This is a genomic window from Clostridium sp. CS1-1 (assembly GCF_056135525.1).
In genome coordinates, this window is record NZ_CM148680.1 from 2,030,632 (window position 1) to 2,044,305 (window position 13,674).

The 13,674-nt window shown below is 31.7% G+C and carries 17 protein-coding genes and 4 tRNA genes; 15 read left to right on the plus strand and 6 right to left on the minus strand.

Annotated features, from left to right (window positions below; genetic code table 11):
• Positions 1–10: 10 nt before the first annotated feature.
• A complete protein-coding gene (gene iadA / locus AC0N0V_RS09460) occupies positions 11–1,183 on the minus strand; it encodes a beta-aspartyl-peptidase (protein WP_474463719.1) in 1,173 nt (390 codons plus the stop codon).
• Between the two features lie 147 nt (positions 1,184–1,330).
• Between iadA and AC0N0V_RS09465 the strand changes: the two genes are divergently transcribed.
• The 5 genes from AC0N0V_RS09465 (at position 1,331) to AC0N0V_RS09485 (ending at position 2,247) form a co-directional block, all read left to right on the plus strand.
• Positions 1,331–1,723, plus strand: coding sequence for a zinc ribbon domain-containing protein (locus AC0N0V_RS09465; protein ID WP_474463720.1), 393 nt, complete (start codon positions 1,331–1,333; stop codon positions 1,721–1,723).
• Between the two features lie 119 nt (positions 1,724–1,842).
• Positions 1,843–1,917 (plus strand) — tRNA-Glu (locus AC0N0V_RS09470).
• Positions 1,918–1,925: 8 nt separating this feature from the next.
• Positions 1,926–2,001 (plus strand) — tRNA-Val (locus AC0N0V_RS09475).
• Between the two features lie 11 nt (positions 2,002–2,012).
• A tRNA-Asp gene (locus tag AC0N0V_RS09480) sits at positions 2,013–2,089 on the plus strand.
• Positions 2,090–2,172: 83 nt separating this feature from the next.
• A tRNA-Glu gene (locus AC0N0V_RS09485) sits at positions 2,173–2,247 on the plus strand.
• Positions 2,248–2,325: 78 nt separating this feature from the next.
• Here the strand turns inward: AC0N0V_RS09485 and AC0N0V_RS09490 are convergent.
• On the minus strand, positions 2,326–2,466 hold the full coding sequence (locus AC0N0V_RS09490) for a hypothetical protein (RefSeq protein ID WP_474463721.1): 141 nt from the start codon (positions 2,464–2,466) through the stop codon (positions 2,326–2,328).
• 409 nt (positions 2,467–2,875) lie between these two features.
• Between AC0N0V_RS09490 and AC0N0V_RS09495 the strand changes: the two genes are divergently transcribed.
• The 5 genes from AC0N0V_RS09495 to AC0N0V_RS09515 all read left to right on the plus strand — a co-directional run bounded on the left by AC0N0V_RS09495 (position 2,876) and on the right by AC0N0V_RS09515 (position 6,581).
• A complete protein-coding gene (locus AC0N0V_RS09495; protein WP_474463722.1) occupies positions 2,876–3,769 on the plus strand; it encodes an HD domain-containing protein in 894 nt (297 codons plus the stop codon).
• Positions 3,735–3,875, plus strand: coding sequence for a hypothetical protein (locus AC0N0V_RS09500; protein ID WP_474463723.1), 141 nt, complete (start codon positions 3,735–3,737; stop codon positions 3,873–3,875). Before AC0N0V_RS09495 ends, AC0N0V_RS09500 begins: the two co-directional genes overlap by 35 nt.
• Positions 3,872–4,342: a CBO0543 family protein gene (locus AC0N0V_RS09505; protein ID WP_474463724.1), complete on the plus strand. Its 471-nt coding sequence runs from the start codon at positions 3,872–3,874 to the stop codon at positions 4,340–4,342. The genes AC0N0V_RS09500 and AC0N0V_RS09505 overlap by 4 nt, the downstream gene beginning before the upstream one ends.
• A gap of 109 nt (positions 4,343–4,451) precedes the next feature.
• Complete coding sequence (locus AC0N0V_RS09510) at positions 4,452–5,792, plus strand: Na+/H+ antiporter NhaC family protein (protein WP_474463725.1); 1,341 nt, start codon at positions 4,452–4,454, stop codon at positions 5,790–5,792.
• A gap of 249 nt (positions 5,793–6,041) precedes the next feature.
• A complete protein-coding gene (locus AC0N0V_RS09515) occupies positions 6,042–6,581 on the plus strand; it encodes a flavodoxin domain-containing protein (RefSeq protein WP_474463726.1) in 540 nt (179 codons plus the stop codon).
• A gap of 215 nt (positions 6,582–6,796) precedes the next feature.
• Here AC0N0V_RS09515 and AC0N0V_RS09520 read toward each other — a convergent pair whose 3' ends face one another.
• Positions 6,797–7,735 (minus strand): dipeptidase, encoded by a 939-nt coding sequence (locus AC0N0V_RS09520; protein WP_474463727.1) that lies wholly within the window; start codon positions 7,733–7,735, stop codon positions 6,797–6,799.
• 302 nt (positions 7,736–8,037) lie between these two features.
• Between AC0N0V_RS09520 and AC0N0V_RS09525 the strand changes: the two genes are divergently transcribed.
• The gene (locus tag AC0N0V_RS09525; protein WP_474463728.1) at positions 8,038–8,340 is read left to right on the plus strand and encodes an NAD(P)-dependent oxidoreductase; all 303 of its coding nucleotides are present in this window, start codon (positions 8,038–8,040) and stop codon (positions 8,338–8,340) included.
• A 217-nt stretch (positions 8,341–8,557) separates the two neighbouring features.
• Positions 8,558–9,112: a biotin transporter BioY gene (locus AC0N0V_RS09530; protein WP_474463729.1), complete on the plus strand. Its 555-nt coding sequence runs from the start codon at positions 8,558–8,560 to the stop codon at positions 9,110–9,112.
• Between the two features lie 79 nt (positions 9,113–9,191).
• Here the strand turns inward: AC0N0V_RS09530 and AC0N0V_RS09535 are convergent, their stop codons facing one another.
• Positions 9,192–10,187 (minus strand): biotin--[acetyl-CoA-carboxylase] ligase, encoded by a 996-nt coding sequence (locus tag AC0N0V_RS09535; RefSeq protein ID WP_474463730.1) that lies wholly within the window; start codon positions 10,185–10,187, stop codon positions 9,192–9,194.
• Between the two features lie 196 nt (positions 10,188–10,383).
• Entirely contained in the window at positions 10,384–10,554 is a 171-nt protein-coding gene (locus tag AC0N0V_RS09540) for a hypothetical protein (protein ID WP_474463731.1), read from the minus strand.
• 321 nt (positions 10,555–10,875) lie between these two features.
• On the opposite strand from AC0N0V_RS09540, the gene AC0N0V_RS09545 reads away from it, so the two are divergent.
• The 3 genes from AC0N0V_RS09545 (at position 10,876) to AC0N0V_RS09555 (ending at position 12,392) form a co-directional block, all read left to right on the plus strand.
• Positions 10,876–11,097: a helix-turn-helix domain-containing protein gene (locus AC0N0V_RS09545; RefSeq protein ID WP_474463732.1), complete on the plus strand. Its 222-nt coding sequence runs from the start codon at positions 10,876–10,878 to the stop codon at positions 11,095–11,097.
• Positions 11,098–11,219: 122 nt separating this feature from the next.
• Positions 11,220–11,423 (plus strand): hypothetical protein, encoded by a 204-nt coding sequence (locus tag AC0N0V_RS09550; protein ID WP_474463733.1) that lies wholly within the window; start codon positions 11,220–11,222, stop codon positions 11,421–11,423.
• Between the two features lie 45 nt (positions 11,424–11,468).
• The gene (locus AC0N0V_RS09555; protein WP_474463734.1) at positions 11,469–12,392 is read left to right on the plus strand and encodes a ribonuclease Z; all 924 of its coding nucleotides are present in this window, start codon (positions 11,469–11,471) and stop codon (positions 12,390–12,392) included.
• 268 nt (positions 12,393–12,660) lie between these two features.
• Here the strand turns inward: AC0N0V_RS09555 and AC0N0V_RS09560 are convergent, their stop codons facing one another.
• A complete protein-coding gene (locus tag AC0N0V_RS09560; protein WP_474463735.1) occupies positions 12,661–13,521 on the minus strand; it encodes a hypothetical protein in 861 nt (286 codons plus the stop codon).
• Positions 13,522–13,674: the final 153 nt, after the last annotated feature.

Sequence of the window (13,674 nt, forward strand, 5' to 3'; positions counted from 1 at the left end):
CAGCCTTATCTTATTTAGCAGACTCAAATGTACCGTAAATTATAGGTTTATATTCCTGAACCATAACCCTACCTTTAGATATAACTGTATGAATGTTTAGTTTTTCATCCATTAAGACTATATCGGCATCATACCCCTCAACAATTTTACCTTTGTTTTTAAGTTTTAATAATTTAGCTGGGGAGGATGTTAAAGGAATCAAGGTTTCCTCAACGGAAATGCCTTTATTTAATATGCACTCCTTAATAATATCTAAATTTACGGAAGGCAGTTCTGTTGTAATTCTTAGAAGCTTTCCGTTCTGGTCAAATATAGGCATACTTCCTCCAGCATCTGAACTCATGGTTATATTATAAGGTGAGATACCTTCGCTTAGCATAGTTTTATACACTTCAGCTGCACTAACGGCATCGTCGCCTTCTGGTTTTATTCCTGTTGTTATATCTACAAAGCCACCACTTTTTGCATACTCTATTGATTGCTTGTAAACAAGAGAATTTCTATTTATGTGAGTAGGTAGTAAATTCTCAAAAGGAATTTCTGATTCATTAGCAATATCCAAAACAGGGATAAGGCCTTTTTTTCCATCTCCAACATGCATATGTAAAACACCACATTTTCCAGCAATCATTCCACCAACTCTGGCCTCGCTGGCCAAATGGATTAAATCATAATCAGACGGGTGGCTTCCTCTGTGGTCTGATATAGCTATTTCACCTACACCGATTATTTTATCAACAAAAATAATATCCGTTCTTGCACTGTCTGTTATTGTTCTTGTTGGCATTTCATAGCATCCGGTCCAACAAAAAGTGCTTAGGCCTTCCTCTTCAAGACCTCTAGCTTTGGCAAGAAGATTTCCCATACTTCTTGTGGTGCCATCAGTGCCGAGTAAGCCGATACAAGTGGTGATACCATTTAAAGTAAAGTCTGTTAACTTTAATTCTGGGGTTCTTGTAGTGAAGCCACCTTCACCTCCTCCACCAGTAATATGAACGTGTAAATCAATTAAACCTGGTATAGCAGTCAAACCATCTCCATCTATTATCTGAATTTCAGGAAAGTTTTTAGTTGGTAAACTTATTTCAGACGATAAATAAACTATTTTATCAAAGCTAATTAGTATATTTTTTTTACCTAAAGATTCAGGTGCAAAAACTTCTACATTTTTTATTAAGATCACGATTTCATCTCCTTTGCTACTGTAGATAGCTGTGACTATATGAATATTTTTACCAAAGTCTTTTTTTTATATTCGAAAACTAATATAATTATCATTATATTAGTAGCAACTAACTGTTAGATAATAACATAGGAAGGGTGATATAGAATGTTTTTTATAGGAATTTTTGGAGTAGAGGAAAAGCAAAAAGAAATTAGGACTATAGAAAACTTATCCTGTAAAAATTGTGAAGGTAGTTCTAATCTTGTTTTATTAAAGCAATATACATTTTTTCATTTGTTTTTTATACCTATATTTAAGTGGGATATAAGGTATTATTTAATGTGTAATAAATGTAATGCAGTGTATGAGTTATCAAAGGAAAAAGGAATTAGAACTGAACAAGGTGAGGATAATGCTATTACTTATTGGGATTTAAATAGAATTGAAACATCAAGTTATGGTAATTACAGATATAATACAAACAGGTGTGAAAATTGTAGAAGGGAAATAGAGCCTCATTTTGCATATTGTCCACATTGCGGAAAAAAGCAATATTAGCAAGAATGTAGTTAGAAAAACATATTTTTGAAGAAATTTTAAAAAGAATGTTGACATTTTGGACAAAATGGGATATTATAATACTTGTGTTCGATAAAAGTAACACTACAGTCTTAGCTGGCCCCTTGGTCAAGCGGTTAAGACACCACCCTTTCACGGTGGTAACAGGGGTTCGATTCCCCTAGGGGTCACCAAATATTTTGGGCGCATAGCTCAGCTGGGAGAGCACCTGCCTTACAAGCAGGGGGTCACAGGTTCGATCCCTGTTGTGCCCACCAAAAATAAATATGGCCCAGTGGCTCAGTTGGTTAGAGTGCCGGCCTGTCACGCCGGAGGTCGAGGGTTCGAGTCCCTTCTGGGTCGCCAAAAATATATGTTGATATAGCTTAACGGATAGGAAATTGGTATAGTGTAGGCTCGATTTTGGTATCAGCATTATAAAATATTATGGCCCCTTGGTCAAGCGGTCAAGACACCACCCTTTCACGGTGGTAACAGGGGTTCGATTCCCCTAGGGGTCACCAAGATAAAGCAACTTAAACATTTAATGTTTAAGTTGTTTTTGTTTTATATTATAATCTTAAATAAGATATAGGGCTGTATTAACAGCCCATATTTCCACCAGCTGGTATAACGTTAAAGGATTTTCCGAAAAGTCCTTTTGTATACACTATTTTTGAACCATCAAATAAATAAGAGGTATCTGGTTCAAGTACAAATTTAACATCATTAACAGTAAACACTTCGTCATCAGCTTGTTGCTCATCCAGAGCAGCACCTAGAATAGGGCCGCCTCAGCCAAAGCCTTTCACCATAAGTCTTACTGCAGGTTTATTTTGTTTTTCTAAATTTTCAAGTAAAGCGTTTTTTGTATTATCATCAAATAAAATATTCATAAGTTAACCTCCTCTTACCCATACGGGGTATCTGTATCCTTAGCTTTATTATATTATTTAATTTCTCCTATGTCAATAAAAATATTAGATGTAAATAATTAAAGTAATGTGTATATAGTGAAACCTATTTACAAATTCTTTTAAGTTAAATCTAATCTCTTTTAATAAGTTTATCAAAATAAATACATAATAACATAAGTAGACATTAGGAATTTAATAATATAAATCATTGCTTTAAAAGAAAGGAGAGAGGATTTTGAAAGAAGTATATATAAAGGAAATTAAGCCAGGGGAGAATGTAGCTACAACTTTAATGGTGCTAAAAAAACTTTATCGAGATGGTAATAAGTCTACTATAATCTTAGGAGATAAAAGCGGTGACACAAAAGCTGTAATTGAAGATAAAGATATATTACAAGTCGGTAATGTTTTGAAAATCAAAGGGGTTTTGTCCAATATACTTGAAGTGAAAAGCTTTGAGATCGTAGAGCATTTTTCGATGGAAGATTATCTACCTTATGTTGAAAGACCGATTGATGACATAATGAATGATATAGAAGAGATATCAAATGAAGAGTTTAAGAGTAAAGAAGTCATTGCATTGAATAATTACTTCTTTAATAATAGTGAATTTGTAAAAAAGTTTAGAAAGGGAATAGGCGGAGTAAGTCAACATCACAACTACATTGGTGGCTTGGCCGAACATACTCTAAACGTTATGTATATAGCAAAGATGCTTGCATATAGGTATGATGCTAGAAATAAAGAAGTTGCAATCCTTGGAGCTAAGCTTCATGATATCGGAAAGACAGAAGAGTATTTTGTTGACGGCCCATTTTCCTTTACTTTAACAGGAGAGATGGAAGGACACATAGTAATAGGTGTTAGAATGATAGAAGAAGCCTTTAAATCAAATCCAGAGCTATATGGTGAGGATTTTAAAGCAAGAATAAAGGGGTGTATAGTACAACACCACGGAAAACTTGAGTACGGCTCACCCAGAAAACCTAATACAGAGGAAGCACATATCTTAAATTTGGCAGACCAAGCAGATGCATTTTTAAATAAAATCTCACAAATCAAAAAAGGAGCACAGCCTAATACTTGGTCAGAGTATGATAGAAGAATCGAAGGGAAAATTTATATCTAGTCACAGAAATCCAGATGGAACATTATCGTCTGGATTTTTGAATATAGCAAGTATATTAGTTAATAATAGTATTAAAGTTTTAAGTCAATGGAGTGATATATCATGAATATAGATGTTGTGGTTATGTCTATAGCAACTATAATAATAGTAGCTTTGCTAATAATATTTGTTCCCAAAAGTAAAATACGTGAGGCGCATATAATTTTTATGTTTAAAGAAGTATTAACTTGGTTACTTGGGTTAGTTGTTGTGGAATACAGATTAATTGAATACCCAGTCAGATTATTTCCATATGCTACTAGAAGTAGTTTTTTGTTTGAGTATTTTATGTATCCTTCAATATGTATATTATTTAATCTACACTTTCCTGAAGAAAAAGGTTTTTTTCATCAGCTTATGCACTACGTTTATTATTGTTCAGCTATGACAATCTTTGAGGTTATTGCAGAAATGTATACCAATATTCTTAATTATATTCACTGGAGCTGGTATGTGACATGGCTCACATTATGTATGACTTTTTATATCTCACGACAATATTATCGATGGTTTTTTAGAAACAAAAGGATTTAGTATATAATAACGTCTAAGTGTTTTTCTTATGTTTGATTTTTGTTATAATAATATGGGGTTTGTAATCTCAATAAAAGTTATAAAGAGAAAATGCTTAGAGGTGATGCAGATGGATATAAATATAGGATTGTTAATTTCTTTTATACTTATTATATATGGTGTACTAAAAAATATATTCATAGGATATATGATAATTGTTTGCTATTTTTTATTTGCGTTAATTTCCTTCAAAAAGGGTTTTAAATTTAAGGATATAGTAAAAATGTCTTATAAAGGTGGAAAACGCTCCTTTGTGGTTTTAAAAATGTTTATATTAATAGGAGCAGTTATCAGTGCATGGATGGCATCAGGCACAATACCGACAATAGTTTATTATTGTTTAAAATACATAACCCCGTCTACATTTATACTCTCCACGTTTGTAGTTTGCTGTGTAATGTCTTCTTTAATAGGTACTTCGCTGGGAACGGTAAGTACTGTTGGAATACCTTTGATGATAATTGCAAGAAGCGGAAATGTAAACCTGAATATAACAGCAGGGGCGATTATTGCAGGTGCTTACTTTGGCGATAGATGTTCTCCTATGTCTTCAAGTGCAGCTTTAGTTGCAAATTTAACTGAAACAAACGTATTTATAAATATTAAAAAAATGATTTATTCATCAATAGTTCCGTTTTTGATATCTTTGATTTTTTATTATAGGCTATCACTAAATCAACCTTTAAGAGTAATAAATAGTAATCTATCAAATGAACTTTTCAGCGCATTTAGAATCGAATTTATTATGTTCATTCCTGCTTTAATAATCATAGTACTTTCGCTTTGTAAGATTAATATGAAGACTTCTATTTTGATTAGTATTATATCTGCAGGTATATTAGCTTTATTCTTTCAGCACCATCAATTAAAAGAGTTAGTCTATTATATTATTTTCGGATTCAAAATAAGCAGTAATAGCCCACTGCAAAATATTATAAAGGGCGGAGGAATACTATCAATGTTAAAGGCCGCTGTAGTTGTATTTGTATCCTGTGCCTTAGCAGGAATATTTGAAGGGATAAAAGTCTTTGACAAGTTAAAAAATTCACTTTTATGTATGAAACTTACTGGATATAGACTATTTGGGGTAACCTCAATAGTGAGTATAGTTACTGCTGCATTCGGTTGCAATCAATCAATTGCAACTGTCATGACAAGTGAAATTATGAAAGACTGCTATGATAACATTGACAAGCATCAATTTGCCTTAGATCTCGAAAATTCTGGAATATTAATTTCTGCGTTAATACCTTGGAATATTGCTGCATTAGTGCCTACAACAACAATGAACGTAAGCACCGCAGGATATGTGCCTTACGCATTTTATTTATACATACTTCCTATTATCTATCTTATATGTTCTAAATACTTTAATAAAAATATAAGTGAAAATGTCAATATAACAGTATAGAACTTTTAACCTTAAAAATTGTAATACATTAACATAAGTTTATGTGGAAATTAAATTTCTCCTAATAGCTTATAGGGGATGATATCCGTGTTTGTTAAAGTAGGTATATTAACTCTTTTAGGCCATTAAATTTTAATAATAAATTTCATAATAGATTCATATTTGGAATATTTATAAAATATAATACTATTTAGCTTGTATCTGTTTGAAGCTTATGTTACGTAGACTAATATAGCAGGAGGTTAATATATGCTAAAAAGGGTCATTGTTATTTATAAATCAAAATATGGAAGTACAAAACGTTATGCAGAATGGATAGCGGAAGAGGTAAATGGAGACTTATTAGAAAGTTCTAAAGTAAAAATTTCTGATTTACAAAAGTACGATATTATTATATTTGGAGGCTCCTTACATGCGGTAGGCATTAGAGGAGTAAAGCTAATTACAGATAATATTGAGCAGCTTAGGGATAAAGAAATTATAGTATTTGGAACTGGTGCATCACCAGTTTATGAAGATGCAGTTAATCATATAATAGAACACAACTTTAACGAAAAGATTAGGGAAAGAGTGAACTTCTTTTATCTAAGAGGGGCCTTCAACTATGATAAATTATCTTTTAGTGATAAGGTTCTAATGAACATCTTAAAAGCTAAACTTAAAGCTAAAAAAGAAGAGGAATTAGATGATGAAAGTAAAGAACTACTAGATTGCTATGACAATCCAGTCGACTGGACAGATAAAACGGCCATTATTCCTATTATTCAATTTATAAATAGTACAACTTAGCAAGAAATGGCCACTTAATCTAAGTTTAGATTCACACTGTTACGTTAGTCCTTACTTAGAAAACAGAATTTAATACTAACTAACCTTTAAAATCTCCAATCTTTTAAGTTTATTAGTATTAGATTCTGCTACTGAAGAGAGGTCTGACGCAGCAGTGTAAGTCTACTATTCAAACGGTTTACTATCTTAAGGTTAAGTCGCATTTTCTTTTAAGCCTACAAAACCTCTCTAATTACTCTTAGAACATTTTTATAAAATATATTCTCTATTTCATCATCTGAAAATCCATTTTTATTCAGTTGAAAAGCTAATTTGTCCATTTCAGAAATATTAGCAATCTCACTAGGCATGTCTACTCCATCAAAGTCAGAACCGATACCTATAACGTCAATTCCACCTACATTTCTAATGTGTTTAATATGACATATCATATCTGATACTTTGGCTGGAATATTTTCACCTAAAAATGACTTCTCAAAATTAATACCCATAACTCCACCTTTTTCGGATAGAATTTTAATCATTTCATCAGTAAGGTTTCTAGGGTGGTTAGTTATTGAACGAGCATTAGAGTGAGAAGCTACAAAAGGATTCTTGGAAAGTCTTGAAACGTCATAAAAACCTTTGTCTGATAAATGAGATACATCTATTATCATAGATAGATTATTCATTTCGCGAACTACTTCTTGTCCAAAGGATGTTAAACCCCTATATACGAACTCTGGCTTACAGTTAGGGTATCCTATTTCGTTTGGAAAATTCCAAGTGAGAGTTATAAGGCGCACACCTAATCTATAAAAATTTCTAAGGTTGTACAAACTTCCGTTAAGAGCGTCTCCTCCTTCAATAGTTAGGAGAGCAGATATTTTGCCTTTACTCTTATTCTTATTTATATCTCTGTAGTTCTTAGCTATTGCTATGCTGTCTTTATTTTTATCAATTTCTAAGTAAAATCTGTCCAACATCCTTAGACAAGTATCCAAAGGGTTATCAGTTTGTTTTTGATCTATATACAGGGCGAAAAATTGTGCTAAGGAATTTCCTTTTTTCAGTTTTTCTATATCTACGCTTAAGTTATTTTTCAATAGACCTGAATCATTTTTATTTTTTGAAAGCTCATATATAGTATCGCAATGAAAATCGATTAAATTCATAATCTAACCTCCTTAAGGTTACATACACTAAATAATTTATTTACTCTTAGGGTTTACTTATCAGCGATTATTTAGCTTTTGTTATATTTACCTACTTATAATATATTATATACTTTTTTACTATAATTGACATACTGATTTAAAATAGAAATTATATATAAAGTTATAATATTTTGATATTTGCCAATACGTGTTATAATTATCAAAGAAATTTAAGAAATGAAATAGATTTTTCATATGATATTGAATGATACTTAATCATTAACAAAATTAAGTGAATTGAAAAAAGTTATTTTGATAAAATGAAAGAAACTGCAGCCTTTATAAATATTGGAAGGGGGAAAACAGTTAATGAAAAGGATTTAATTCAGGCGCTTAAAAACAAGAAAATTCGTGCTGCTGTCTTGGATGTGTTTTTTAAAGAACCCATGCCAGAGAATAACCCATTATGGGAATTAGAGAACGTTATAATAACTCCTCATATTTGCGGGGAATCAATAAGATATATGGACAAGGCTATGGAAATAGTCGAACATAATTTGCAAGCATTTGCTAATAGAAGTATGGATATGATAAATATTGTAGACACAGAAAGAGGATACTAAAATAATAGTTTATAGTGAAAGCACTATCAAAATTTATTGAAATTCAGCAATATTGATAGTGCTCATTTTAATTTTAAACATTTATAAAAAGAGTTAAAATTGAATTGTTATCTTAAAAATCAATTTCGGTTGACAATAAAAAGATTATATAGTATTATAATTGTAAACTTGTATGCTTATATGAGTTTACAATTTACCGGATAATAGGAGAAGAATTATGAAACTTAAAGTAAGAGATATGATTTTGGTAGCTATGTTTACTGCATTAACAGCAATAGGAGCTTTTATTAAAATACCTATAGGACCTGCACCTATAACTCTTCAAAGCTTATTTACTGCACTAGCAGGTGTGTTGCTTGGAGCAAGGTTAGGAGGACTTTCACAGCTAGTGTATGTAGTTCTTGGACTTATAGGCATTCCAATATTTACTGCTGGGGGAGGACTTTCCTATGTTTTTAAACCTTCCTTTGGATATCTTATAGGCTATATATTAGCAGCCTTTGTTATTGGGAAAATATCTGAAGGATACGATAAACCAAGCTATTTAAGGTTATTTTTAGTTTCTCTAATTGGCACAGTAGTAATTTATACTATAGGAGTTCCTTATTTATATGTAATATTAAAATATGTAATGGGAGCAAATATAACTTTTATAGGAGCCTTAAAGACAGGATTTTTAGTATTTATACCTGGAGACATAGTAAAATGCATAGTGACTGGATTGTTGGGAGCTAAGGTAGTACCAGTTATTAAAAAGGCGGCACTTTCATAAACGATCTAAAATTAGGCTACATAAGTTAGAAAACTATGTAGCCTAATTTTTTATATTGCAGTTAACAAATCTAATATGTCTATATAGGTGTGTAACTTCCACCTAAGCCTCTAACAGATACTTCTCCTGAAATTACTTTTTCTACCTTTCCATCGGTATGCTGAATAATCAACTCACCGTCTTCGTTCAAATCTATAGCTTTGGCGATAGTCTCTTTCCCTCTGTTGAGTATAGTAATTTCTTTGCCTATTAAGATAGAACTTTTTTTGCAGATGTCAACAGAAGCTTTTACGGAATTTTCCTTTTGGAATTCATCGTATAGGATTTCAAAGGTGTTTAATAAATTACTAACAAGTTCTTTTCTTTTTATATAATTTCCTGTTTCTGCACTCAGAGAGGTGGCTATTTCTCTGAGTTCCTCAGGGAACTCTGACTTTTCTAAGTTTACATTTATGCCTATGCCCATAACCACATAATTAACTTTGTTTAGTTCTCCACTCATTTCTGTAAGAATACCACATACTTTTTTTCCGTTAAGTACTATATCATTAGGCCATTTCACATAACCCTCTATACCTAGTTTATGTAGTGATTTAATAACTGCGGCAGCACCAACTTGAGTAACTTTAGGAACATTCATCGGGTCAGTGTCTGGTCTTAAAATAATAGATAACCATATTCCTTTAAATCTAGGTGAAACCCAGTTACGTCCGAGTCTACCTCGGCCGACAGTTTGTTCTTCGCTTATAACAACAGTACCATTTGGTGCATTGCTTAAAGCAAGTTCCTTAGCTTTATTATTTGTTGAATCTATTGTTTGGAAATACATTATATCTTTGCCAATGTATTTTGTATTTAAGTTTTCACTTAATTCTTCAAAAGAAAGCAAGTCAGGGGAGGAAATTAACCTGTAACCTCGTTTTGATACAGATTCTATCTCGTAGCCTTCTTCTTTGAGTCCATTTATATATTTCCATATGGCAGTACGCGTAACTCCAAGTTCTCCACTTATATTTTGGCCAGAAATAAAGCTTTTTTCGTTTTCCTTCAATAAATGAAGAATTTTATTTTTCATAAGATCACCTCATAACGTTATCTTACTAATTATACTTTGAACTTATGCTATGTGCAATAGTAGTGGAGTTTCAACTGATATTTTGCTAAATTAGCTATAATAAAGAAAGCAGATGTTAACGTATGTCATTAACATCTACTCTTTACGAAACTGTATTTATAAGTATTATACATTTAAGGTAAATTATTATTTGATTTTAATCATTATGAGAAAGCTTTGAACGTTTGGTATACTTTTTGCCATTTGCATGAGCACCTATTTTTTCGCCATTTTCAATTCCGATGTCTCCACCGTGCTGAGGATACATTTTTCTTAGTTCAGCATTAGATTTATGATCAGTTCTTAAATGATTTTTATTATTATCCATTTATAAACACATCCTTTTATATATATTACATATATTCGCAATATCGATTACAGTTTTTTGCAATTGGTATTGCGGAGAAATTTAATTAAATCTGCATTAATAATTTGCACTGCCTACGATAAATGTATTCAAAGCAAAGTTTCTTACTAATGTATAAAATACTTTTTATATGAAGATATTTGAAGAAATAAATCATTCAAGGCAATTAACTTTTATTTAACAATTTCAAATAGTCTAAATTATAAAAAATATATATAATTTTTAATAGAAAAGCGTTATAATGAAATCAAGGAACTTAATAATCGAATAGGGGGTTATCTTATGTTAAATGGCAAAAAAATTCGAGAGATTAGGTTGAGTCTAGGTTATACTACCCTGGATATTCAAAAACTCACGAAGAGCCCAAAATTTGAAACTTCAATTTCAAAATCCTATTTAGAGGAATTAGAGAGAGGGGATAAGAAAAATCCCAGCTTTGTAAAGGTGGTCGTTCTTGCTAAAATTTTAAGATGTAAAGTGGACGACCTTATATTAAGTGCCTAAGATAAAGTTAAAATGAATTTACTTAAGAGTTTATAGATAAACATATATATCAATGGTTCGAATTTTAAGTCAAGAATAAAACCTTTTTCTATAGAAAATAATAATAGAAAGAGGTGATTGTTATGAAAGAAAAGGATCAAAAAAGTGAACAAGTAAAATTTGTAGACATTTCAAAAGAATATCTAATTGAGACAGGGAAAGAAGTTCCACGAGCTATTATAAAATCTTCTGATATTGTAGAAGATGAAGATGGAAACTGCACTGTTATGGGGCATAAAATAGAAGCTAATGCATGTAGTATGATAAAGGATGATTACGAGGTTTAGTTTAAGGTATCTACGGGTTTACTGAAATTTGAAAGAGGGATGAAAATGCTAGATATTTGTTTACTAGGCTGTGGAGGAAGTATGCCTGTAGCACATAGATATCTTACTTCCATGGTAGCATCTTTTAGAGGAAGAAAAATACTTATAGATTGTGGTGAAGGCACACAAGTAAGTCTAAAAATGTTAGGATGGGGTATGAAAACTATTGATGCGATTCTCTTTACTCATTTTCATGCGGACCATGTGGCAGGACTACCAGGACTGCTTTTGACCATAGCAAATTCAGATAGAACAGATCCACTAACTATTATAGGGCCAGAGGGGTTATGGGAAGTGGTTAATGGACTCAGAGTTATTGCTCCGGTATTACCTTATAAAATAGATATTCTTGAATTTAAAGGACAAGGAAGAACATCTCAAAAGGTAGGGAATTTTAATATAAATATTATGTCAGTAAATCACACAATGCCTTGTTTTGCATATTCCATAGATGTTCCAAGGAGTAGGAAGTTTGATAAAGATATGGCTATAAAAAACAATATACCTGTAACCTTCTGGAATAGACTGCAAAAAGGTGAAGAAGTGTACTATGAGGATAGATGGCTTACAGGAGATATGGTTTTAGGCGAAGAAAGAAGAGGACTTAGGGTGTCCTATAGTACAGATACAAGACCTATAGAAGAGTTAATAGAATTTGCAAAGGGATCAGATTTGTTTATTTGCGAAGGGATGTATGGAGATGATGAGAGTCTTCCAAAAGCTTTGGAAAATAAACACATGCTTTTTTCAGAAGCAGCTACGCTAGCAAGAGAGGGCGGAGTTAAGGAATTATGGCTTACTCATTTTAGTCCTTCTATGTCAAATCCAGAAGAATATTTACAAAATGCAGTAAATATTTTTCCCAATACTGTTTTAGGTCAAGATAGGCTTACTAAAAGTTTGAATTTTGAAGATGAAAATAGAATCTAATACTAATCTATTTTTAAAGACTCCAATTTTTTTGGTGTTTTCTTGCAAAAACCATGAAAAGAATTGAGAGTCTTTAAATTCGTTAGCAATAAGATAGTGTAATTTTTTAGTCGAAGCTGACTTCACAGTATAAACCTATTAATAATATATCTTAAATAGCTATGAACTAAAAAGTCTACAAATTGAGGAACTCCATGTAAAAAGCTTGAAAAGTTAATTAAAACTACTATTTTTACAAAGTAAAAGTTAACAATTATAAGATGAAAAATTAGCTTTTACTTTGTAAATTGTTATATGGATGCTCCCATTGCTCGTATAGGTAAACAATTATATAAGGTGCTATATATCGGGTAATAGTAAGGAAATGATTCCAATGGTTATATATTAACAACCCTTTTGAGTGCATCCATAAAGCAAAAAAAGCAGAAAGTATACCCAATGATGCAAATAAATAAACTTTGTGATTATCTTGAATTTTAGGTATAGCAATAGCAGCAAGGCATCCGACTATTGTTGCAAGGGTCATTGCAACAAATCGATCATTTGCTGTATCGTTATCGAAAATGTTAGGTCTATACTCATACAGTTTCATTACGCCTCCCATTATTGCTCCTGGCCACTCAGTAATGACATAAATAGAACAAAGAAGGCGAAACTGATAAGAAACTGGTGGAGAATAATTGACTAATCGATCTGCAAAATAGGCTAAAATCCGCGACACGACTAAAATAATTGAAGGAGTTATCCAATGATTCCAATGATAGTAAACCATGTAACCATATTTTACGAATAAAAATTCTAGAATTCCCAGCATTGAAGCGAAAATACTGCTTAATAACCAAGGACGATGGTATCGTACCGAATAACAACAAAAGATAATGGCTATTAAGGGGAATATCATTCCATCTGAAAAAACAATTCCTAGGTAATTGCCAATATCTATGGTATTTAACAAGTGAACAGGTAGATCATAAAAATTAAACCAGAAATCAAAAGGTACATCGCCAAAATCAGTTATGAAAACAGTAATTACATATATGCTGATAATAGAATGCCATGTCAAATGAGCCTTTCTAATAGCCCAAATAGACCATAACAAAAAGAAAATTAATGTAATAATATAAATCAAACTATTACCCCTTTCAATCTAAACATATTAATACTTATAGGCTACTGTAGATACCAGTGATATCACCAATAGCAACAGGAAACCATCCCTATGCAAAGAGTATTCAATGGCCTAGTTTATCTTTTGCATTTACAAAAGATCTGAGGATTTTTA

Excerpts from the sequence above, each read along its gene's own strand:
- AC0N0V_RS09465 (WP_474463720.1), top strand. The coding sequence starts at position 1,331 with ATGTTTTTTATAGGAATTTTTGGAGTAGAGGAAAAGCAAAAAGAAATT.
- AC0N0V_RS09500 (WP_474463723.1), top strand. The coding sequence starts at position 3,735 with ATGATAGAAGAATCGAAGGGAAAATTTATATCTAGTCACAGAAATCCA.
- AC0N0V_RS09505 (WP_474463724.1), top strand. The coding sequence starts at position 3,872 with ATGAATATAGATGTTGTGGTTATGTCTATAGCAACTATAATAATAGTA.
- AC0N0V_RS09510 (WP_474463725.1), top strand. The coding sequence starts at position 4,452 with ATGGATATAAATATAGGATTGTTAATTTCTTTTATACTTATTATATAT.
- AC0N0V_RS09515 (WP_474463726.1), top strand. The coding sequence starts at position 6,042 with ATGCTAAAAAGGGTCATTGTTATTTATAAATCAAAATATGGAAGTACA.
- AC0N0V_RS09520 (WP_474463727.1), bottom strand. The coding sequence starts at position 7,735 with ATGAATTTAATCGATTTTCATTGCGATACTATATATGAGCTTTCAAAA.
- AC0N0V_RS09525 (WP_474463728.1), top strand. The coding sequence starts at position 8,038 with ATGAAAGAAACTGCAGCCTTTATAAATATTGGAAGGGGGAAAACAGTT.
- AC0N0V_RS09530 (WP_474463729.1), top strand. The coding sequence starts at position 8,558 with ATGAAACTTAAAGTAAGAGATATGATTTTGGTAGCTATGTTTACTGCA.
- AC0N0V_RS09535 (WP_474463730.1), bottom strand. The coding sequence starts at position 10,187 with ATGAAAAATAAAATTCTTCATTTATTGAAGGAAAACGAAAAAAGCTTT.
- AC0N0V_RS09540 (WP_474463731.1), bottom strand. The coding sequence starts at position 10,554 with ATGGATAATAATAAAAATCATTTAAGAACTGATCATAAATCTAATGCT.
- AC0N0V_RS09545 (WP_474463732.1), top strand. The coding sequence starts at position 10,876 with ATGTTAAATGGCAAAAAAATTCGAGAGATTAGGTTGAGTCTAGGTTAT.
- AC0N0V_RS09550 (WP_474463733.1), top strand. The coding sequence starts at position 11,220 with ATGAAAGAAAAGGATCAAAAAAGTGAACAAGTAAAATTTGTAGACATT.
- AC0N0V_RS09555 (WP_474463734.1), top strand. The coding sequence starts at position 11,469 with ATGCTAGATATTTGTTTACTAGGCTGTGGAGGAAGTATGCCTGTAGCA.